The following is a 20,439-nucleotide window of genomic DNA, read 5'->3' as shown; positions in this document are numbered from 1 at the left end:
TGCTGTCTTCCTGCTGAGTTACTTCTTGCGTGCTGCGATGGCCTTCTCGGCCTTCGCCACGAGGTCGGCACCCACGGTGCCCTTCCACTTTTCGTACACCGGCCGCGTGGCCTTCACGAAGGCTTCGCGCTCGGCTGGCGTGAGCTGTGTCACGGTCACGCCCATGCCGGCAATGTCCTTCAGCACCGGCTTGTCGGCTTCGACCAAGCCCTTGCGCGCAATGGCAATCTCCTGCTGTCCCGCATCAATGGCGGCCTGGCGAACGATGGCCTGGTCCGCCGGCGTCCACGACGCCCAGATCTCCTTGTTGACCACGAAGACCAGCGGATCGGCAACATAGCCCCAGGTGGTGACGAATTTCTGGCCCACGTTCTGCATCTTGAGCACGGTGAACAGGAAGAGCGGGTTCTCCTGGCCGTCGACTGCGCCGCTGGCGAGCGCGGGCTGTGCGTCGGCCCAGCTCATCTGCGTGGGGTTGGCGCCGAGCGCGGTGAACATGTCGGAATAGATAGGCGAGCCGACGACGCGGATCTTCATGCCCTTCAAGTCTTCGGGCGACTTGATCGGCTTCTTGGAGTTGGTGATTTCGCGGTAGCCGTTCTCGCCCCAGGCAAGGGGCACGACACCGGCCTTGTCGAGTGTCTTGAACATGTCCTTGCCAACCTCGCCTTGGGTGAGCGCATCGATGGCCGCGTAGTCGGGCATCAGGAAGGGCATGGAGAAGAGGTTGAGCTGCTTGACTTGCGGCGACCAGTTGATAGTCGAGCCCACGGCCATGTCGATCACGCCCTGGCGCAGCGCGCTGAACTCGCGGGTCTGGTCGCCCTGGATGAGCGACACGCCGGGGTAGAGCTTGATGTTGATGCGGCCCTGGGTACGCTCTTTCACAAGGTCGGCCCAGATCTTCCCGGCCTGGCCCCACGGTGTGGGCGGGCCGAGCACGAGCGACATCTTGTATTCGGGCTTGTAGGCGGCCTGCGCCATGGCGCCGGTCGAGAACATGCCCAGGGCGGTGGCTACGGCGGCAAGGCCCAAGAGGGTGCGGCGGAATTTCATGAGAGGTCTCCTTGTTTTTTGAACACTACTAAGCAGGGGATTTTTTCGGGAACGGTTGGGGTGTTGCGGGGCTGCTGTTCAGGGCACGTGCAAAGGCCACCGGGTACTCCCCTCCGCGAATGTCCCCCGGGGCTGCGCCCCTCCTCCTTTATTTCGCTGCGTGGAGCACCCGATGCCCTGTGCACCTGACGCGCTGCTGGTGCAACGCCGATCAACGACCACTGCTCATAACGCGCACGTCGATGGGGTGCCTTGCGCAGCGAAATAAAGGAGGAGGCCGCAGGCCGGGGGACATTCGCGGAGCAAGGTACCCCGTCGGCGGGCGCGCGCCCCGAACAAGGCGCTAACCGAACAGCACGAAGCAAAGAGAAGCAGAGTCCCATCTCAATACCCCAGCTTCCGAGGCAGCCACAACGCAAGTTCCGGGAAAGCGATCACCAGCACCATCACCAGGAACATCGAGAACAGCATCCAGCCCACCCACCGCACGGTTTCTTCCATGCGCACCTTGGCAATACGGCACGACACCATCAGGTTGACCGCGAGCGGCGGGGTGAACTGGCCCAATGCGACCTTGAGCGTGAGGATGACGCCGAACCACACCGGATCCCACTTGTAGTACTGCACGATCGGCAGCAACAACGGCACGAAGATCAGGAAGATCGACACGCCGTCCAGGAACATGCCGACCGTGATCAAGAGCAGGATCAGCAACGCCAGGATGCCGTATTCGCCCAGGCCCGAATTCACAATCGCACGCGTTACGGGGTCGATGATGCCCAGCGTCGAGAGCGAGTACGCGAAGATGCCCGCGAGCGATACCACCAGCAGGATCACCGCCGAGAGCTCGCCCGACTCGCGCAAGATCACGAACAGGTCGCGCACCTTGATCGTCCGGTGCACGCACATGCCCACGAACAGGCCGTAGAACACCGCCACCACCGCTGCTTCGGTGGGCGTGAACCAGCCCGCACGCATGCCGCCCAGAATGAGAACCGGTGCCGCCAAGCCCCAGACTGCTTCGCGAAAGCTCTTCCAGAACGGAGGGCGCGGCAACGTCGATTCGAGCGCGCCCATCTTGTGCTGGCGGGCCAGCAGCACGGCCGGAATCATCAGCGCCAGGCCGGCCATCACGCCCGGGATCATGCCGGCGGCGAACAGCGCCGGCACCGAGGCACCCGGCACCAGCACCGAATACACGATGAACGCGACCGAAGGCGGAATCAGGATGTCGGTGGCCGCCGCGGCGCCCACCACGCTGGCCGAGAAGGCGGCCGGGTAGCCCGCGCGCGACATGGCCGCGATCATCACCGCGCCCACGGCGGCGGCATTGGCCGGGCCGGAGCCGGAGATGCCGCCGAGGAACATGGCCACCGCAATGGCCACCAGCGGCAGCATGCCGGGGCCGCGGCCGACGATGGCGACCGCAAAGTTCACGAGCCGCAGCGCCACGCCCGAGCGGTCGAAGATGGAGCCGACCAGCACGAACATCGGAATAGCCAGCAGCGGGTACTTGCCCAGGCCGGCATAGAAATTCTGCGGCACGGCCAGCAGGCCGAACCACTGCGCGTCGCTGTTGGCCAGCGCAATGCAGGCGGCGCCGGCCAGGCCGAGCGCGGCGCCGATGGGCACGCCCACCAGCATCATCGCGACGAAGGCGACGAACAGAAGGGTGGCGATCACGATGCGTCGCCTTTGTCGTTCCTGCTTTGCTCGCCGGTGTACTCCTTGCGGCCGCGGCGGATCATCAGGCCCACGGCGCGCAGCGCGATGGCAAAGGACACGATGGGCAGCCACATCGAATACCACCAGGCCGGCAGGCCGATGCCGGGCGTGGTTTCTTCGAAGCGGTAGTCGTCCCACACCATGCGGATGCTGAGCGCGCCGATCAACGTGAACAGGATGGCGATCATCAGCGCGCCGAACTGCGCCAGGCGCTTGCGCCGCGCCATCGAGCCGCTCTCCGAGAAGTATTCGATGCGGATGTGCCGGTCGCGCGCCACGGCGGCCGAGCCGGCCACCAGCGCCAGCATGATCATCAGGAAGACCGAGAACTCTTCGGTCCATGCGAACGAAGAGTCGGTGAAGTACCGCACCAGCACGTTGGCAAAGGTGATCAGCGCCAGCGCGCCCATGATGATCACGGTGAGCCAGTCCTCGATGGCGAGCGGCACCTTGGTGGGCTCGTCGGCGGCTTCGATGTCTGGGGGGAGGGGGCTGGCGGCGTCCAGCAAGGGGCCGGACTCGTTGGGAGTGGTCATCGAGAGGGAGGGGGAAAGCAGCTATGGATGGTAACGATCCATGTCCATCCGTTCATCGGGGTTTTCCTAAGCTGCGGCTCCATTTCCGCCCCCTCCGGCCCTCTCGAAACGGGCTACTCGAGCTTGGCGCCCGAATCCTTGATCAGGCGCTCCCAGATCGGGCTTTCCTTCTTGTACACGGCGGAAAAAGCCTCGGGCGAGCTCTCCTTCAGGTCAAAGCCCATGGCCGCCACGCGTGCCTGCACGTCCGGCTGGCGCGTGGCCTTGCCCACTTCTTCGGCAATGCGCTGCACGATCGGCTTGGGCGTGCCGGCCGGCATGGCAATGGCGAGCCAGCCCGCCACGCGATAGGCCTCGTCGCCCAGGCCCTGTTCGGCCAGCGTCGGCACGTCGGGCAGCGTGGCCATGCGGCGTTCGCCGCTCACGCCAACGGCCTTGAGCTTGCCCGCCTCGATGTGCGGCTTGGCCACCAGCGCGCTGGCAAAGGCCATCTGGATCTGGCCGCCGATCAGGTCTTGCAGCATCGGCGCCTCGCCCTTGTAGGCCACGTGGTTCATTTCGGCCTTCTGCGTGAGGCTCATGTGCGCGCCGGCCAAGTGCGGGTACGCGCCTACGCCGTACGAGCCGTAGGCCACCTTGCCCTTGTTGGCGGCTACGTACTTCAAGAGCTCCGGCCCGTTCTTCACCGGCACGCTGGGGTGCACCACCAGCACCAGCGGAGCCGTGGCAATCTGGTAGACCAGCGTGAGGTCGCGCTGCGTGTCGTAGGGCAGCTTCTGGTAGAGGAACTGGTTGGTCAGCAGCGAATTGCTCAGCGCCAGCACCAGGGTGTAGCCGTCGGGCGGCGCCTTGGCCACGGCGTCGGTGCCGATGATGCCGGCGGCGCCCGGCTTGTTGTCGATGATGACCGGCTGGCCCAGCCCGGCAGCCATCTTCTCGCCCACCAGGCGGGCCAGCACGTCGGTGGCGCCGCCCGGGGCAAAGGGCACCACCATGCGGATCGGCTTGCTCGGATAGGTCTGCGCCCAGCCGGCGGTGGTGGCTGTGAGCGCGAGCGATGCAATGGCAAGGCAGTGCAGGGCGCGGCGGGTGATGGTGAATGTGGCGTTGTTCATGTTCTCGATGTCTCCGATGGTTGATTTATTTTTGTGTGCGTGCCGCCAGTCAGCCGGTGCCTCGGCTATTCCGTGCGCACCCTGGTCCTGAACGGCAGCGGCGCAAGCGCCGCTTCGATCCGCTGCTGCAGCGCCGCCGCAAGCGTGCCCGCGGCGGCTGCGTCGACGCGCACCTCCACCAGGCTTTCGCCCTCGCTGCGCACGCTCGGCCGGGCGGCTTCCGCCACGCCGAGCTCGTTGCAGATCTGCACCACCGCGGCCGCCACCACGCGGCTCGCCGCCATGGCGCGCAACTCGGGCTTGTAGATCTTGCCGACGTTGGTCATCGGCATGTTCTCGATGACGATCACAGACTTGGGCTTGGCGGGTGCCTCGTCCACGCGCCCGGCGGTGAAGGCCAGCAGCTCGTCCTCGGTGGCCGACGCACCCGGCACCAGTGTTGCGAACACCACCGGCAGTTCGCCCGCATACGCATCGGGCGCACCCACCGCCGCGCACAGCTGCACCGCCGGATGCGCGCCCAGAGCGTCCTCGATCACCTTGGGGTCGATGTTGTGGCCGCTGCGAATGATCAGGTCCTTCGAGCGGCCGCTCAGGTTGAGCCGCCCTTCGCCATCGATCCAGCCCAGGTCGCCGGTCGCAAGCCAGCCGTCGGCCGTGAAGGCCTTGGCGTTGTCCGCCGGATCGACAAAGCCAGAGAACAGGTTGGGCGACTTGAACAGCACCATGCCCTGCTCGCCCGGCGGCAGGTCGCGGTCGCTGGCGTTGCCGCTTTCGTCGAGCGCCACGATGCGCATTTGCATATACGGCAGCGGAAAGCCGACGCAGCCCGCCGGCCCGTCCACGCCCGGCGGCGTGATGGTCGAGATGCCGGCCATCTCGGTCATGCCCAGGCTCTCGTGCACGTGCAGGCCGAACAGCCGCTCGAAGCGCGCGGCCAGCTCCGGCGAGAGCACCGCAGCGCCCGTGCGGCAGTAGCCGATCGATGAAATGTCGGCGCCGTCCAGCGGCACGTTCGCCAATGCGGCCAGCACCGTGGGCACGGCCGAGAGCGAGGTGGGCCGGTACTTCTCGACCAGCTTCCAGTAGTTGGCCAGCACCTCCTTGTTGCGCAGCAGCGAGGTCGTCGGAATGATCACTTCCACCCCGGCCGAGAGCGACGCCAGAGAGGCCGGCAGCACGCCCGCCACGTGGAACAGCGGATAGCCGTTGATCGAGATGCCCTGGTCGTTCATGCCCGCGACCTGCACGCTGGCCCAGGCGGTGAACACCTGCGCGCCGTGGCTGTGGCGCGCGAGCTTGGGCGCGCCGGTGGTGCCGCCGGTGTGAAAGTAGGCGGCAATGTCGGTGGGTGCGATGTCTCGGCCGCTCACGAGCCGGTCGGCAGGCTGCGCGGCGCGCAGCGTGTTGAACTCGGCGACACCTTCGGGCAGCGCGCCCGCGGCGCCCGGCGCCTCGTCGTGCGGCGCCACGCGCAGCACGGTGGTGAGTGTCGGCACCTGGCTGCGCAGCCGCATCGCCTTCGACCACATGCCCGATTCACTGTCCGAGCCGTAGGCAATCAGCACCTTGGCGCGGCCGGCCGTCATCAGCGCCACCAGCTTCTCGTCGGTGAGCAGCGGGTTGAGCGGCTGCACGATGCCGGCCGCTTCGCCGCCCCAGAGCGCCAGGTGGTATTCGAGGCAGCCCGGCAGCAGCACCGCCACCGCGTCTTGGGGGCCCACACCCAGCGCATGCAGCATGTTCGCGGTCTGGTGGATGCCCGCGAGCAAGTCGGCATACGACCAGCGAATCGGCTCGTCGGCCGGGTTGCCGGTGCGAAGAAAGGTGAGCGCCGTCTTGCCGCCAAAGGCCGCGCCTGCGTTGCGAAAGATCTCGTAGGTGCTGCGCACCGTCAGCGCCTGCTCGAGCGGCGTTTCCTCGAGCCTGCGGATATCGGCCAGGCTGCGCACCGGAAACTGGGGGCGGAACGGCTCGCCGGCCACCTTCGTCTTCTTGCTGTCTGCCATGCGTGTCTCCTGATGTTGTCTCTTTGCCGGCCGCGTTGCGAAGCGCTGTTTTACTGGTTCGTGATCTTGTTGTCGCGAATGACCTTGCCCCAGCGCTCGAAATCCTGGCGCATGCGCGTGCCCGTTTGCTCGGGCGTACCGTAGGCCGCAAAGGAGCCGACGCTTTCGAGCTTGTCCTGCACGTCCTTGTCGGCCAGCGCGTTCTTCAGTTCGGCGCTCATGCGGTCGACCACGTCCTTGGGCGTGCCCGCCGGCGCCAGCAGGCCGCCCCAAGAGGTCGCATCGAAGCCGGGGAAGCCCTGTTCGGCCACCGTCTTCACATCGGGCAGCAAGCTCACGCGCTTGCCCGAGCCGACTGCAATGGCGCGCAGCGTGCCGGCGCGGATGTGCGGCATCACCGCCACCAGGTCCGAGAACATGGCCGGCACCTGTCCGCCGATCAGGTCGGTCACGGCCGGCGCGCTGCCGCGGTAGGGCACGTGCTGCATGTCGAACTTGCCGATGTTCTTGAGCTGCTCAGTGGTCAGGTGGCCGAAGCTGCCGGCGCCCGCGGTCGTGTAGTTGAGCTTGCCGCCTTCGGCCTTGGCCTTGGCAATCAGGCCTTGCAGGCCGGTGACTTCGGGCAGCGACTTCGGATTGACCACCATCACGATCGGCAGGTCGTACACCGTGCCCACGGGCGTGAAGCTCTTGAAGATGTCGTAGGGCGTGGGGCCGTACAGGTGCGCGGCCAGCAGCGTGGGCGTGGCCAGCATCACGAAGGTGTAGCCGTCGGGCGCGGCCTTGGCGGCAGCCGCCGCGCCGATGGTGCCCGAGGCGCCGCTGCGGTTGTCGATGAGGATGTTCTGCTTCAGGCCCTGCGACATCTTCTGCGCCACGATGCGCGTGGCCACGTCGGTCGGGCCGCCTGGCGGAAAGGGCACGACCACGGTGATCGGCTTGGCCGGCCAGGCCTCTGCGAAGGCGGCGCCTGCCACCAGCGGAAGGGCCAGGGCGATGAGCGCGCGGCGTGCGGGATTGCGAAGGGAGCGGGAGAAAGGAAATGCCATGACTTCTTCAGGGAATCAATGAGGAGAAGGAAAGAGCGTCTTCAGAGAACGCCGTTCGATTTAAGTTGCGCGAGCTTGTCGTCCGAAAGGCCGAGCAGCGACTGCAGCACCTCGTGCGTGGCTTCGCCCAGTTGCGGCGGCGCGCTGCGCACCGGCAGGCGCTCGCCGTCGAAGCGGTAGGGCGGTGCCAGCACGTTGACCTTGCCGGCCACCGGATGCGGCTGCTCGGTGACAAGGCCCGCGTCGGCCGCGCGCTTGGAGTTCAGCGCTTCGAGCAGGCCCAGCACCTCGCCGCACGGAATGCCCGATTGCGTGAGCTTGGCCAGCAGGTCGGCGCGCTGGCGCTTGGCCAGTTCGGCATGCAGCTCAGGCAGCAGCACTGCGCGGTTTGCCGAACGCAGGATGTTGGTCTTGAAACGTTCGTCCGCCGCGAGGTCAGGCCGCTCGAGCACGTCGGTGCAAAAGCGCGAGAACTGGGCGTTGTTGCCCACCGTAATGACCAGCGGACCATCCGCCGCGTCGAACACGCCGTAGGGCACGATCGACGGATGCGAGTTGCCGTAGCGCGGCGGGTCTTCGCCCATCAGCAGTGCTTCCAGCCCGTAGTAGGCGGTGATCATCAGGCCGCAGTCGAACAGCGCCATCTCTACGTGGCGTCCCTTGCCGGTTTTTTCGCGCTGGTACAGCGCGGCCAGCACGGCCTGGGCCGAGTACATGCCGGTGAACAGGTCGACCACGGCCACGCCGAATTTCAGCGGCGGCTGGTTGGCTTCGCCGTTCAGCGCCATCAGGCCCGCCTCGCCCTGCACCACCAGGTCGTAGCCGGGGCGCGCGGCCTCGGGGCCGGTGCGGTCGTAGCCTGAGATCGAGCAGTAGATGAGCCCGGGCTGTTCCTTGCTGAGCTGTTCGTAGCCGAGGCCGAGCTTGTCGATGCCGCCGAACTTGAAGTTCTGGATCACCACATCGCACTGCCTGGCAAGGTCGCGCGCAATCTGCTGGCCTTCGGGCGTTTGCAGGTCGAGCGTGACCGAGCGCTTGTTGCGGTTCACGCTGTTGAAGTAGGCCGTCTCGGTGTTGCCGACACGCAGGCCCCAGTCGCGCGTGTCGTCGCCGCGGCCCGGGTGCTCGACCTTGATGACTTCGGCGCCCATGTCGGCCAGCACCATGCCGCACCAGGGGCCCGCAAGGATGCGGGACAGATCGAGAACGCGCACGCCGGCAAGCGGCAGCGAGGAATTCAGCATGGGCATGAGAGCAACTCCCTTGAAACGAGAAAGCCCCGCAGCGTGTGCGAGGCGTGATATGGGGTGAATGCGGCCGGGAGCGTCAGGAGGCGTTCGGTTTCTGCCGGCGCAGCGCCGCGAAATCCGCCGTGCGCTTGCCGAGAAAGGCGCCAATGCCCTCGGCCGCTTCGGCATCGGCCTGCGACTCGACCATGTACACGGCCTCGGCCTCGAGCTGTTCCTCGAGCGTGGCGCGGTGCGCCTGGCGGCACAGCGTCTTGATGCGCGCGCTCGCGCGCTGCGGGCCGTTGGCCACCTTCGCGGCGAGTGCAACGGCCTCGGCCAGCGCGACGCCCTTGTCGGTGAGCCGGTTGACCGCGCCCAGCGCATGCAGGCGCTCGGCCGTCATGCGGTCGCCGGTCAGGCACATTTCGGTGAGCACCTGGCGCGAGACGAACTCCGACAGAAAAGCCGTGGCGCCGCCGTCCGGCGTGAGGCCGACCTTGACGTAGGCCACGGTGTAGAACGCGTCGCGCGCCGACACCAGCATGTCGCAGGCCAGCGCCATCGACAGGCCTGCGCCCGCCGCACCGCCTTCCACGGCCGCGATGACGGGCTTGCCGCAATCGCGAATGGCGCGGATCAGGTTGTTCAGGCCTTCGAGCTTTTCGCGGCGCTCCGAAGCAGGCAGTTCGCGGCGCTTGGCCAGCAGGTTCAGGTCGCCGCCCGAGCAGAAGAAATCGCCCGCGCCGGTGAAGACGATGGCGCCGACTTCGGGGTCGTCCTGCGCGTCGGCAAGCGCGGCGCTCAGTTCCGCATACAGCGTTGGCGTGATCGCGTTGCGCGCGTCCGGGTTGCTGTTGGTCAGGATGCGGACGGCACCCTGCTGGGTGATGAGCACGGTCTTGTCGCTCATTGCACGGTCTCCTTGCCAAGCGCGATGTAGCGCTGCAGATGATGGTCTTCGTCGCCGAGCTGGTGGTCGATCATCACGAGCCGCTTGGCATAGTGCGGCAGCGGCAGCTCCCAGGTCATGCCGATGCCGCCATGCATCTGGATGCTTTCTTCGGCCACCAGCGCGCCGATGCGGCCGATGCTGAACTTGGCGGCCGAGAGCGCGCGTTCGCGCGTGATGCGATCCGCACCATCGATGGCGGCTGCCGCATTGATCACCGCCGAGCGCGCCTGTTCGATCTCGAGCAGCAGGTCGGCCATGCGGTGCTGCAGTGCCTGAAAGCTGCCGATCAACGTGCCGAACTGCTTGCGCGTGCGCAGGTAATCGAGCGTGGCGGTCTTGGCGGCTTCCATGGCGCCCACGGCTTCGGCACACAGCGCGAGCACGCCGCGGCCGATGGCGCGCTCCAGCGTGGCGTGGCCCTGGCCTTCGGTGCCCAGCAGTGCATCGGCACCCAGCTTCACGCCGTCGAATGCGAGTTCGGCCACGCGGCCGCCGTCGATGGCGGGGCAGCCGCGCACCGTGAGGCCCGGCGTCTTTGCGGGCACCAGAAACAGCGAGATGCCGGCCTCGTCGTTCACGCCGCCCGATGTGCGGGCGGAAACCAGCAACAGGTCGGCCTGCTCGCCGTGCGGCACGACCGCCTTGGCACCGCTCAGCACCCAGCCGTCGCCGCTGCGCTCGGCGCGGGTGGCAACGTGCGTGCGCTCGTAGTGCGCGCCGGCTTCGTCGTGTGCAAAGGCGGTAACGATGGCGCCGTTGATGATGTCGCCGAGCTTTTCTTTCTGCGCATCGCTGCCGGCTGCGCTGAGCGCTTCGCCAACCATCACCGCGCCCAGCAGCGGCTCGACCACGAGGCCGCGGCCCAGCGCCTCGAAGACCACGGCAATGTCGAAGCCGCCGCCGCCGAAGCCGCCATCGGCCTCGCTGAAGAGCGCGCCGATCACGCCCAGTTCTGCGAACTGCTGGAAGATCTCCTTGCTGAACCCGTGCTGCGACTTCGCGATGCGGTCGCGCGCATCGAACGCGTACTGCTCGGCGATGAAGCGGTTCAGGCTGTCGGCGAGCATGCGCCGGTCTTCGGTGTGTTCGAAGTTCATGTGCGTGTCTCCTTTACAGCCCGAGGATCATCTTGGAGATGATGTTCTTCTGGATTTCATTCGAGCCGCCGAAGATCGACAGCTTGCGGTTGTTGAAGTAGCGCGCGGCCGCGGCCGATGCGTAGGCCGGGCCGAAGGTCTCGCCGTCGAAACCGTCGTGCAGCGCTTCCTCGATGAAGGGCCGCCCGTACACGCCCGTCGCGCGGCGCGCCAGCGAAGAAATCTCTTGCCGGATCTCGGTGCCGCGAATCTTGAGCATCGAGCTTTCCGCGCCCGGCACGCCGCCACCCGCCACGGCGGCAATCACGCGCAGGTTCGTCGTCTTCATGTTCTCCAGGTCGATCTCGACACGCGCCATGCGCGCCGCGAACGCCGGGTCTTCCGCCAGCGGCTTGCCGTTTTTCGTCTGCGTGGCCGCAATGCCCTTGAGCTGTTCGAGCGCGGCCACCGAGAAGCCCACGCCCGCGATGTTGGTGCGCTCGTAGGTGAGCAGGTACTTGGCGCAGGTCCAGCCCTTGTTCTCTTCGCCCACGAGGTTTTCGGCCGGCACGCGCACGTCGGAGAAGAACACCTCGTTCACTTCATGCTCGCCGTCGAGCGTGATGATCGGGCGCACTTCCACGCCGGGGGAAGTCATGTCGATCAACAGGAAGCTGATGCCCTCTTGCTTCTTCGCCTCGCGGTTGGTGCGCACCAGGCAGAAGATCATGTTGGCGTGCTGGCCCAGCGTGGTCCAGGTCTTCTGGCCGTTCACGATGTAGTGGTCGCCCTGGGCGTCGATGCCGCGGACGGCCGATGTCTTTACCGCCGCCAGGTCGGAGCCCGCGCCGGGTTCCGAGTAGCCCTGGCACCACCAGTCGGAGCCGTCGAGGATGCGCGGCAGCCAATGGCGCTTTTGCGCCTCGTTGCCGTACTTGATGAGCACCGGCCCCAGCATGTTCACACCGAAGGGCACGATGCGCGGCGCGAAGGCCAGCGCGCATTCATGTTCGAAGATGAACTTCTCGACTGCCGTCCAGCCCGGGCCGCCGTACTGCTCGGGCCAGTGGTTCGCAAGCCAGCCGCGTTCGTTGAGGATGGCGTGCCACTCCTCCATGTCCGCCTTGGCGAGGATCTTGCCGCTGCTGACCTTGGCCGAGAGGCGCGCGGGCAGCTTGTCGGCGAGGAAGGCGCGCACTTCCGCGCGGAAGGCTTCTTCTTCGGGGGTGAAGTTCAGGTCCATGGCGTCGCTTCTTCCTAAGGGGTTCAGGCGTGGTTGAGGCTGTCGAAGTTCGCGCCGCGTTCGACCAGGTCGACCAGCAGCGGCGAGGGCTGCCAGAAGAGCGGGTCTTGCTTCGCGAATTCGTGGATGTCGGCCAGCACCTTGGGCAGGCCCACGGTGTCGGCGTATTTCATCGGGCCGCCGCGGTGGCGCGGGAAGCCGTAACCGTAGAGAAAGGTCACGTCCACGTCGAGCGGGCGCAGCGCGATGCGCTGGTGCACCACGTTCGCGCCCTCGTTGATCATCGCGGCCATGTAGCGGCGCATGATTTCTTCTTCCGTGAAGGCGCGCGGCTCGATGCCGGCGCGCTCGCGCTCGGCGTCGATGATGGCCAGCACCTCGGGGTCGGGCACGCCGGTGCGCGCGCGTTCCGGGTACAGGTAGTAGCCGCGCTGCGTCTTCTGGCCGAACCAGCCGCGCTCGCAGATGCGGTCGGCAATCTGCACGTAGCGCGCCTTCGGGTTGCGCGTGGCGGCCTTGCGCTTGCGCGTGGCCCAACCGATGTCGCCGCCCGCCAGGTCCGACACCTGGAACGGCCCCATCGGATAGCCGAAGTTGCGCACCGCCTCGTCGATCTGGTAGGGCGAGGCGCCGTCTTCCATCATGTGGTCGGCGGCCTGGCGGTACACGGCGAGGATGCGGTTGCCGATGAAGCCGTCGCACACGCCCGCGCGCACGGGCACCTTCTTGAGTTTCTTCGCAAGCTCGAAGCCCGTGGCCACCACGTCGGCGCTCACCTTGGCGGGCACCACGATCTCGAGCAGCTTCATGATGTTGGCCGGCGAGAAGAAGTGCAGGCCCACCACGTCCTGCGGGCGCGAGATGCTGGCCGCGATCTCGTCGATGTCGAGGTACGAGGTGTTGGTGGCCAGCACCGCGCCGGGCTTGCACACGCGGTCGAGTTCGGCGAACACCGCCTTCTTCACGCCCATGTCTTCGAATACCGCTTCGACCACGATGTCGGCCTGCGCGAGCGCGTCGTAAGAGGTGGAGCCCGAGAAGCGTGCCATCACGGCGGCCTTGGCTTCGGGCGTCATGCGGCCCTTGGCGATGAGGCCGTCGTACACCTTCTCGACGTGCTGGCGGCCGCGCGCGAGGCTGGGCTCGTCGCGCTCGATCATGGTCACGGGCAGGCCCGCGTCGAGCATTGCCACCGCGATGCCCGCGCCCATGGTGCCGCCGCCGATGATGCCGGCCGATTCGAGCGCGCGCGGCTTGGCGGCCTTGGTTTCGGGCGCCTTCAGCACTTCGCGCTCGGCGAAGAAGGCGTGGATCAGGCCGGCGCGCTGCGGGCTGTCGATGCACTGCAGGAACAGCTTGCGCTCCAGCGCCATGCCTTCGTCGAATGGCAGCGTGAGCGCGGCTTCGACCGCTTCGATGATCTTCATCGGCGAGAAAAGCCCGCGGCTCTTCTTGGCGGTGTCGGCGCGCGCTGCTTCCAATGCGGCGCGGCTGCCGTCGGCATCGGCCAGGCCGGCGGCCTCGCGCGTGCGGCGCACCGGTGCCTTGGCGGCGGCGAGTTCCTGCGCATAGGCCAGGCCTTCGGCGCGCGCGTCGGCCTGGGTGCCCAGGCGGTCGACCAGCCCGAGCGACAGTGCTTCCTTCGCACCCGCATGGCGGCCGCTGAGCATCAGCTCGAGCGCGGGCTTCACGCCGATAAGGCGCGGCGCGCGCTGCGTGCCGCCCGAGCCGGGCAAGAGGCCAAGCTGCACTTCGGGCAGGCCCAGCTTGGCCGAAGGCGCGGCAAGGCGGTAGTGCGCCGACAGCGCCACTTCAAGCCCGCCGCCCAATGCCGCGCCGTGGATGGCGGCAATCACAGGCTTCGTGCAGTTCTCGATCTTCAGGCACACCTCGGGCAACGAGGGCGGCTGCGGCGTCTTGCCGAACTCGCGGATGTCCGCGCCCGCGATGAAGTTGCGGCCCGCACCGACGATCAGCACCGCGGCGGCCGCGCTGTCGGCCTCCGCCGCCTCGATGGCGGCCACCAGGCCGCGGCGCACATCCACGCCCAAGGCGTTGACCGGCGGGTTGTCGATGGTCACCACGAACACGCCGCCCGGATGTGGGGCGCGCTCGAAGCTGACGGGGTTGGAAGAAGACGCGGGAAGGCTGGAGTCGGTGATGGCCATGTCTTGTCTCTCTTGTCTCTTGCGGGTTCCAGGGTGAACCCAGCATTCTTTGCCCGATGCGCGGCTTTGACAATTGCATAGAGGGTTGACAGACTGTCAAAGGATTTTTGACACAATCCGGTGCATGGACCTCCAATCGCTGACCTTGCTGGTGGAAATCCTCGACGCGGGCAACCTGAGCGCGGCGGCACGCCGCCTCAAGATGAGCCGTGCCAACGTCAGCTACCACCTGAACCAGCTGGAACGCTCGGTCGGCGCCCAGCTGGTGCGGCGCACCACCCGCCGCGCCGAGCCCACCGAGATAGGCCTGCGCCTCTACCAGCATGGCGTCGCCATCCAGACCGAACTGCTGGCCGCAAAAGAATCCGTCACCACGCTGGGCCAGGGCTTGCAGGGCCGCGTGCGGCTGAGCGTGCCCAGCGGCTACGGCCAGCTGGTCATGGCCGACTGGCTGATCGACTTCAAGCGCCAGTACCCCGGCATCGTGCTCGACGTGGTGTTCGAAAACCGCATCGAGGACCTGCTGCGCGACGAGGTCGACATTGCGATCCGCGTGGTGCCCGAGCCCCCGCAGAACCTGGTGGCGCGGGAGCTGGGGCCGGTGCGCTACGTAGCCTGCGCCTCGCGCGACTATGCGCAGAAGCATCCGCTGCCGGTGCAGCTGGACGAGCTGCAGGGCGCGCCGGTGGTCACCGCCGCGGTCATCGGCCGGGAACTGCGCGTGTCGGCCTACCAGGGTGAGACCCGGCGCGAGGTGATCCTGGAGCCAACGCTGATTTCAGAAAACTTCTTGTTCCTGCGCCAGGCCATCCTCGCGGGGCTCGGCATCGGCCTGGTGCCCGACTACGTGGTGCAGGACGACGTGCGCCGTGGCGAGGTGGTGACCACGCTGGACGACTGGCGCCTGAGCATTTTCGGCACGCAGATGTTCATGCTCTACATGCCGAACCGGCAGCACACGCGGGCGATCCGCACCTTCATCGACTTCATTCTGGAGCGGGTGCGGCCGCCCGCCACGGACCCGGCCGATCAGTCGCAGCGGTAGGTGACTTCGCCGACGACCGGCGCGCGCGACCCCTTGGGGTCGAGATAGCGCATCGGAGCGCCGAAATTGCGGCAGTAGGCCTCGGCGTCCTGCGGGCTGGGCGACTTGAACACGCCGTCGCCGAGCCAGGTGACACGGGGCGCGGGCCGCGCGGCGCATCCGGCGAGGACGAGGGCAGCGAGGGGCAGGACAAAGAAAGCGGAGAGAGCAGGTGAGCGGCGCATCGGAAAGCGCATCGCTGCGCACGGGTGAAGAAGAGAGCCCGCGACTTTAGCGGGTGAAAAGCCTGGGCGCTTTCCCCGCTCTTCAAGACATACGGCCTTCAAAGCTGTATATTCATACAGTATTTTAAGTGCCCAGTTTCCCGTGGACCTCCAGCGCAAACTCGCCATCCTCGCGGACGCCGCCAAGTACGACGCCTCGTGCGCGTCCAGCGGCTCGCAGCCGCGCGACTCCATCGGCGGGCGCGGCATCGGCTCGACCGAGGGGGCCGGCATCTGCCACAGCTTCGCGCCGGACGGGCGCTGCATCTCGCTGCTGAAGGTGCTGCTTACCAACCACTGCCAGTACGACTGCCTCTACTGCGTCAACCGCGCGTCGAGCAACGTGCCGCGCGCGCGTTTTCGCGTCGAAGAAGTGGTGCAGCTCACGCTCGACTTCTACCGCCGCAACTGCATCGAGGGCCTGTTCCTGTCGAGCGGGATCATCAAGTCGCCGGACCACACGATGGAGCAGGTGGTCGAGGTGGCGCGCACGCTGCGCGAAGACCACGACTTTCGCGGCTACATCCACCTGAAGACCATTCCCGATGCAAGCGACGAGCTCATTGCGCGCGCCGGCCGCTATGCAGACCGCCTGAGCATCAACGTCGAAATGCCGACCACCGAAGGCTTGCAGGCGCTCGCCCCCGAGAAGGACGAAAGCGCCATCCGCCGATCGATGGCGCGGCTGCGCCTGCGCATCGACGACACGCGCGAAGAGGCGCGCCGCGTGGTGCCGATTCGCGCGCTGCCCGGCGCGGCGCCCGCCGCCGCAAAGCCGCCGCCCTTTGCACCCGCCGGCCAGAGCACGCAGATGATCGTGGGCGCCGATGCCACCGACGACCGGCAGATCCTCGCCTCGAGCGCCACCCTCTACGGCGCCTACAAGCTCAAGCGCGTGTACTACTCAGCGTTCAGCCCCATACCCGACGCCGCCCGCGCGCTGCCGCTGGCGGCGCCGCCGCTGATGCGCGAGCACCGGCTCTACCAGGCCGACTGGCTCATGCGCTTCTACGGCTTCGGGCACCAGGAAATCGTGGCCGAGCCCAATGGCCTGCTGCGGCTCGACGTCGATCCCAAGCTGGCCTGGGCGCTCGCGCATGCCGACCGCTTTCCGGTCGACCTTAACCATGCGCCGCGCGAAATGCTGCTTCGCGTGCCGGGGCTCGGCGTGAAAGCCGTCGAGCGGCTGCTGCAGGCGCGGCGCGTGCGCCGGGTGCGTGCGGACGACCTGCGGCGGTTGCACGTGCCGGCGCGCAAGGTGCTGCCGTTTGTCGTCGCGGACGGACACCGGCCGTCGCGCGGGGCGCCCATGCCTTCGCCGGAGCCGCAGCGCGCGGCGCAAGCCTCGCTGTTCTGAGCCGAGTCATTTGCCATGCATGTGCGGCTCGACAACCCGGTCGATCTAGACGCCTTTCGCCGCCACGCGCGGCAGCTGCTTGCCGCGGGCGTGCCGCCGGACCGCGTCGAATGGAACGCGTCGCAGGCCGCCGGCGATGCCGCCGATCTGTTCGGCGCTCCGCACGATGCCGCGCCGCCGGCGGCGCTTGCTACCGCCGCAGAGCGGCAGCCCGTGCCCGCATGGTTCGTCGAATTGTGCGGCGACGTCATCCTGCACCGCGACCCGCAGCGCTTTGCTTTGCTGTACCGGCTGCTGTGGCGCCTTTCGCACGAGCCCGCGTTGCGGCACGATCCGCTCGACGCCGACCTGATGCAGGCCCGGCAGATGGCCAAGGCCGTGCACCGCGACATCCACAAGATGCGAGCCTTCGTGCGCTTCACCCGCGTGCTGGGCGACGACGGCCTGGAGCGCCACGTGGCGTGGTTCGAGCCCGAGCACCGCATCGTCGAGGCCAACGCGCCGTTCTTTGCGCGGCGCTTCGCGCAGATGCGCTGGGCCATCCTCACGCCCGAGCGCTGTGTCGAATGGAACGGCCAGGCGCTTGCCTTCCAGGGCGGCGCCGACCGCCGCGAGAAGCCGCCGCCCGATGCCGGCGAGCAACTCTGGCTCACCTACTACGAACACATCTTCAACCCGGCGCGGCTCAAGCTCGCGATGATGCGGCGCGAAATGCCGCGCCGCTACTGGCACAACCTGCCCGAGGCCGCGCTCATCCAGCCGCTGGCCGAAGCGGCCACGGCGCGCAGCCAGTCGATGATCGAGGCGTCGCCCACCGCGCCGCGCCGCATCCGCGCGCCCATCGCGCTGCACCTGCGGCCGGCGGCGGGCGTGGCGCCGGCTGACCTGGGCGAGCTGCGCGCGGCGGCGCACGCTTGCCGCGATTGCCCCATCGGCGCGCTCGCCACGCAGGCCGTGTGCGGCGAAGGCCCGCTCGGCGCCACGCACATGCTGGTCGGCGAACAAGCCGGCGACCAGGAAGACCTGGCGGGCCGCCCTTTCGTCGGGCCCGCGGGCCAGCTGCTCGATCGCGCAATGGCGCAGCTGGGCTGGGCGCGCGACACCGTGTACCTGGCCAACGCCGTCAAGCACTTCAAGTACGAGCTGCGCGGCAAGCGCCGCATCCACAAGACCGCGGGCCAGCGCGAGGCCGAAGCCTGCGCGCACTGGCTCGACAGCGAGATTTCGCTGGTGCGCCCGCAGGGGCTGGTGGCGCTGGGTGCGACGGCTGCGCGCACGCTGCTGGGGCGGCCGGTGGCGGTGCAGGCCGAGCGCGGTGCGTGGCTGCACGAGCGCGGCGATGGCCGGCCCGTGTTCGTCACCCTGCATCCGTCCGCGTTGCTGCGCTTGCCTGACACGGAGCGCGGCGAAGCCTTCGGCCATTGGCTGGCCGATCTTGCGTTGGCGCGCGGCACGCTTTCTGCTGCAATGGCCGCATGAACGAACAAGCTTCCGGCGGAACCGCCTTGCGGGTCGCGCCGCTCACGCCACAAGCCTTTGCGCCTTTCGGCACCGTGATCGAGGCGCCCGCCGCGGGTGGCCGCGACATCAACGGCGGCAACGCAAGGCGCTTCGACCTGCTCGACAACCTGCAACTCGATGCCGCCGGCGGCCGGCCGATGCTTGCGCTGTTCCGCGCCGCGGCGCGCGGTTTTCCGCACGCAGTGGCCGAGATGGAGCGTCATGCGCTCGGCAGCCAGACCTTCGTGCCGCTGGGCGAGCGGCGCTTCGTGATCGTGGTCGCGCGTGCGGGCGAAGCACCGGCCGCGGCCGGCGAGCTCGCGGCCTTTGTCACCGACGGGCGGCAAGGCGTGGTGCTTGCGCCCGGCACCTGGCACCACGCGCTGCTGGCAGTGGATGCGGGCGACTTCGTGGTGATCGAGCGTGCCGCTGGCGCTGTCGATTGCGACCTGTGCACGCTCCCGGCGCCGGCGGTCGTCGACTGGAAGGGTTAGCTAGGCGCTCTTGCCGGCCGGTTTTTTGGTGGCGAGGCTTTTTGCCACCCGCACGGCATCCCTGGCCAATTCGGCCAACGCCTCGTGGTCTTCGATGATCTCGATGGGCACCTCGAAATACTTCCGCACCTGGACCCGCCGGGCCTTCGTGTCGTAGGCAAAGCACTGGCTGCCCAGCTTCTCGTACTTGGGCCGGGTGGTGTCGTCCACCACGAAGTACACGGTGCTGCCCATGATCATCGCGAACTGCGTGGCATCGGCCACGAGCCCCGTTCCGCCGAAGAAGCGCGTCCTGGCGATGCGAGGGATTGCAGAGAGCCGGTCCACGATGAAATCGACGAACTGCGGCGAGGCTTCCGACATGGTGTGCTGGCGCCAGGGCGCCGGATGAAAAGAGCGCAGTGTCGCCGACGCCGGCGAAGCTGCGCCGCGCAGGGTCAGCCCGCGGCGATGCGCTGGGCGAGCTGGATCAACGAGCGGTCCGAGCCTGCCGGCCCGAGCAGCGAGATGCCCAGCGGCGCGCCGTCGCGCGACGCCAGCGGCATCGACAGCTGCGGAAAGCCGCTGAGTCCTGCAATGCACAGCATCCGGATCGCGCGGTTGCGGTAGTCCTCCAGCCCGGCCTCGCTCTCGCTGCGCAGCGGCGCAATGTCGGGCATGGTCGGCATCAGCAGCACGCCGTCGGTGCCCAGCAGCGCAGCCAGGTGCGCGCGAAACGCGGTGCGAAAGACGCGCGCGGCCACCACCTGCGCATCGGTCACGTCGCGCGACCATGCAAAGCGCTCGGCCACGCCCGGGCCCAGCGGCGGCGCATAGCGCTCGATCAGCGGGCCATCGGTGAGCCAGGCCTCGCGCGACTGCAGGTAGCGAAAGTTCCAGTACATCGCATCGAACGATTCCATTGCCACCGTCGTGCCCTGTGCGGGTCCGAGCAGGCCTTGTACACGGTCGATCACGCCTTGCAGCGCCTTCGTCGCGGCGGGCGCGGCCAGGCCCCACACGTCGTCGGGCCCTAGCAGGCGCACGCGTTCGGGCAGCGCCGGTGTGTCGGCGCCCAGCAGCACGTCGGCCACGCGCGCAAAGGTGCCGATGTCGCGCGCGAACCAGCCGCAGGTGTCGAAGCTCGGCGCAAGGTCGAGTGCGCCCTCCAGGCTCACGCGGCCATGCGTCGGGCGCAGGCCGTACAGGCCGCAATGGTTGGCCGGCGCGCGCACCGAGCCGCCGGTGTCGGTGCCGAGCGCAAAGTCGCAAAGGCTCGACGACACCGCCGAGGCCGATCCGGACGAAGAGCCGCCCGTGATGCGGTCTTTGGCGGCGCCGTTGATCGGTGCGCCGAAATGCGCGTTGTTGCCGTTCATCGAGAACGCGAGTTCGTCGGTCACGGTCTTGCCCGCGAAGCGTGCGCCCGCGTCGAGCAGCTTCTGCACGGTAGGCGCGGTGCGGCTCTTGATGCCCGACATCGCCAGCACGATGGGGCTGCCGCCGCCGGTGGGAAAGCCGGCCACGTCGAACAGGTCCTTGGCCGCAAAGCTCAGGTCGGCCAACGGGCCGGTGGGCGCATGCGGCACCGGCGCGTCGGGGTAGGGAACGAAGGCGTGGGCGGGGTCGTGCAAGGGCATGGT

The 20,439-nt window shown here is 67.9% G+C and carries 18 protein-coding genes; 4 read left to right on the top strand and 14 right to left on the bottom strand.

The window, feature by feature from the left end; all coding sequences use genetic code 11:
• Positions 1 to 18 precede the first annotated feature (18 nt).
• The 11 genes from V9L20_RS16870 to V9L20_RS16820 form a co-directional block, all read right to left on the bottom strand.
• Positions 19 to 1,056: a DctP family TRAP transporter solute-binding subunit gene (locus V9L20_RS16870; protein ID WP_281147834.1), complete on the bottom strand. Its 1,038-nt coding sequence runs from the start codon at positions 1,054 to 1,056 to the stop codon at positions 19 to 21.
• A gap of 384 nt (positions 1,057 to 1,440) precedes the next feature.
• Positions 1,441 to 2,739 carry a TRAP transporter large permease gene (locus tag V9L20_RS16865; protein ID WP_157611966.1) on the bottom strand — a complete coding sequence of 433 codons (1,299 nt, stop codon included), beginning with the start codon at positions 2,737 to 2,739 and terminating at the stop codon, positions 1,441 to 1,443.
• On the bottom strand, positions 2,736 to 3,317 hold the full coding sequence (locus V9L20_RS16860; RefSeq protein WP_337297478.1) for a TRAP transporter small permease: 582 nt from the start codon (positions 3,315 to 3,317) through the stop codon (positions 2,736 to 2,738). Before V9L20_RS16860 ends, V9L20_RS16865 begins: the two co-directional genes overlap by 4 nt.
• Before the next feature lie 113 nt (positions 3,318 to 3,430).
• Positions 3,431 to 4,432, bottom strand: coding sequence for a Bug family tripartite tricarboxylate transporter substrate binding protein (locus V9L20_RS16855; protein ID WP_337297477.1), 1,002 nt, complete (start codon positions 4,430 to 4,432; stop codon positions 3,431 to 3,433).
• A 65-nt stretch (positions 4,433 to 4,497) separates the two neighbouring features.
• Entirely contained in the window at positions 4,498 to 6,441 is a 1,944-nt protein-coding gene (locus tag V9L20_RS16850; RefSeq protein WP_337297476.1) for an acyl-CoA synthetase, read from the bottom strand.
• Between the two features lie 50 nt (positions 6,442 to 6,491).
• A complete protein-coding gene (locus tag V9L20_RS16845; RefSeq protein ID WP_337297475.1) occupies positions 6,492 to 7,490 on the bottom strand; it encodes a Bug family tripartite tricarboxylate transporter substrate binding protein in 999 nt (332 codons plus the stop codon).
• Positions 7,491 to 7,531: 41 nt separating this feature from the next.
• On the bottom strand, positions 7,532 to 8,740 hold the full coding sequence (locus tag V9L20_RS16840; protein ID WP_337297474.1) for a CaiB/BaiF CoA transferase family protein: 1,209 nt from the start codon (positions 8,738 to 8,740) through the stop codon (positions 7,532 to 7,534).
• A gap of 76 nt (positions 8,741 to 8,816) precedes the next feature.
• Complete coding sequence (locus tag V9L20_RS16835; RefSeq protein WP_337297473.1) at positions 8,817 to 9,629, bottom strand: oxepin-CoA hydrolase, alternative type; 813 nt, start codon at positions 9,627 to 9,629, stop codon at positions 8,817 to 8,819.
• Positions 9,626 to 10,768 (bottom strand): acyl-CoA dehydrogenase family protein, encoded by a 1,143-nt coding sequence (locus V9L20_RS16830; RefSeq protein ID WP_337297472.1) that lies wholly within the window; start codon positions 10,766 to 10,768, stop codon positions 9,626 to 9,628. The genes V9L20_RS16835 and V9L20_RS16830 overlap by 4 nt, the downstream gene beginning before the upstream one ends.
• Positions 10,769 to 10,781: 13 nt before the next feature.
• Positions 10,782 to 11,990 carry an acyl-CoA dehydrogenase family protein gene (locus V9L20_RS16825; protein WP_337297471.1) on the bottom strand — a complete coding sequence of 403 codons (1,209 nt, stop codon included), beginning with the start codon at positions 11,988 to 11,990 and terminating at the stop codon, positions 10,782 to 10,784.
• Between the two features lie 23 nt (positions 11,991 to 12,013).
• Complete coding sequence (locus tag V9L20_RS16820; RefSeq protein WP_337297470.1) at positions 12,014 to 14,158, bottom strand: 3-hydroxyacyl-CoA dehydrogenase NAD-binding domain-containing protein; 2,145 nt, start codon at positions 14,156 to 14,158, stop codon at positions 12,014 to 12,016.
• Between the two features lie 124 nt (positions 14,159 to 14,282).
• Between V9L20_RS16820 and V9L20_RS16815 the strand changes: the two genes are divergently transcribed.
• Positions 14,283 to 15,203, top strand: coding sequence for a LysR family transcriptional regulator (locus V9L20_RS16815; RefSeq protein ID WP_337297469.1), 921 nt, complete (start codon positions 14,283 to 14,285; stop codon positions 15,201 to 15,203).
• Here V9L20_RS16815 and V9L20_RS16810 read toward each other — a convergent pair.
• Complete coding sequence (locus V9L20_RS16810; RefSeq protein ID WP_337297468.1) at positions 15,188 to 15,316, bottom strand: hypothetical protein; 129 nt, start codon at positions 15,314 to 15,316, stop codon at positions 15,188 to 15,190. The genes V9L20_RS16815 and V9L20_RS16810 overlap by 16 nt on opposite strands.
• 253 nt (positions 15,317 to 15,569) lie before the next feature.
• Here V9L20_RS16810 and V9L20_RS16805 point away from each other — a divergent pair, with 253 nt between their 5' ends.
• The 3 genes from V9L20_RS16805 to V9L20_RS16795 are packed head-to-tail and all read left to right on the top strand — an operon-like array spanning position 15,570 to position 18,817.
• Positions 15,570 to 16,823, top strand: a complete 1,254-nt coding sequence (locus tag V9L20_RS16805; RefSeq protein ID WP_337297467.1) for a putative DNA modification/repair radical SAM protein — start codon at positions 15,570 to 15,572, stop codon at positions 16,821 to 16,823.
• 15 nt (positions 16,824 to 16,838) lie between these two features.
• Entirely contained in the window at positions 16,839 to 18,302 is a 1,464-nt protein-coding gene (locus V9L20_RS16800; protein ID WP_337297466.1) for a UdgX family uracil-DNA binding protein, read from the top strand.
• A complete protein-coding gene (locus V9L20_RS16795) occupies positions 18,299 to 18,817 on the top strand; it encodes an ureidoglycolate lyase (protein WP_337297465.1) in 519 nt (172 codons plus the stop codon). The genes V9L20_RS16800 and V9L20_RS16795 overlap by 4 nt, the downstream gene beginning before the upstream one ends.
• Here the strand turns inward: V9L20_RS16795 and V9L20_RS16790 are convergent, their stop codons facing one another.
• Both V9L20_RS16790 and V9L20_RS16785 read right to left on the bottom strand, forming a co-directional pair.
• Positions 18,818 to 19,180: a TfoX/Sxy family protein gene (locus V9L20_RS16790; protein ID WP_337297464.1), complete on the bottom strand. Its 363-nt coding sequence runs from the start codon at positions 19,178 to 19,180 to the stop codon at positions 18,818 to 18,820.
• Positions 19,181 to 19,254: 74 nt separating this feature from the next.
• Positions 19,255 to 20,436, bottom strand: coding sequence for an amidase (locus tag V9L20_RS16785; protein ID WP_337297463.1), 1,182 nt, complete (start codon positions 20,434 to 20,436; stop codon positions 19,255 to 19,257).
• Positions 20,437 to 20,439: the final 3 nt, after the last annotated feature.

Origin of the sequence: Variovorax sp. CCNWLW225 (assembly GCF_037204045.1) — a bacterium.
GTDB lineage: Bacteria > Pseudomonadota > Gammaproteobacteria > Burkholderiales > Burkholderiaceae_C > Variovorax.
Note: the sequence above shows the minus strand (reverse complement) of the source record. Positions and strands in the feature narration are given on the sequence as shown.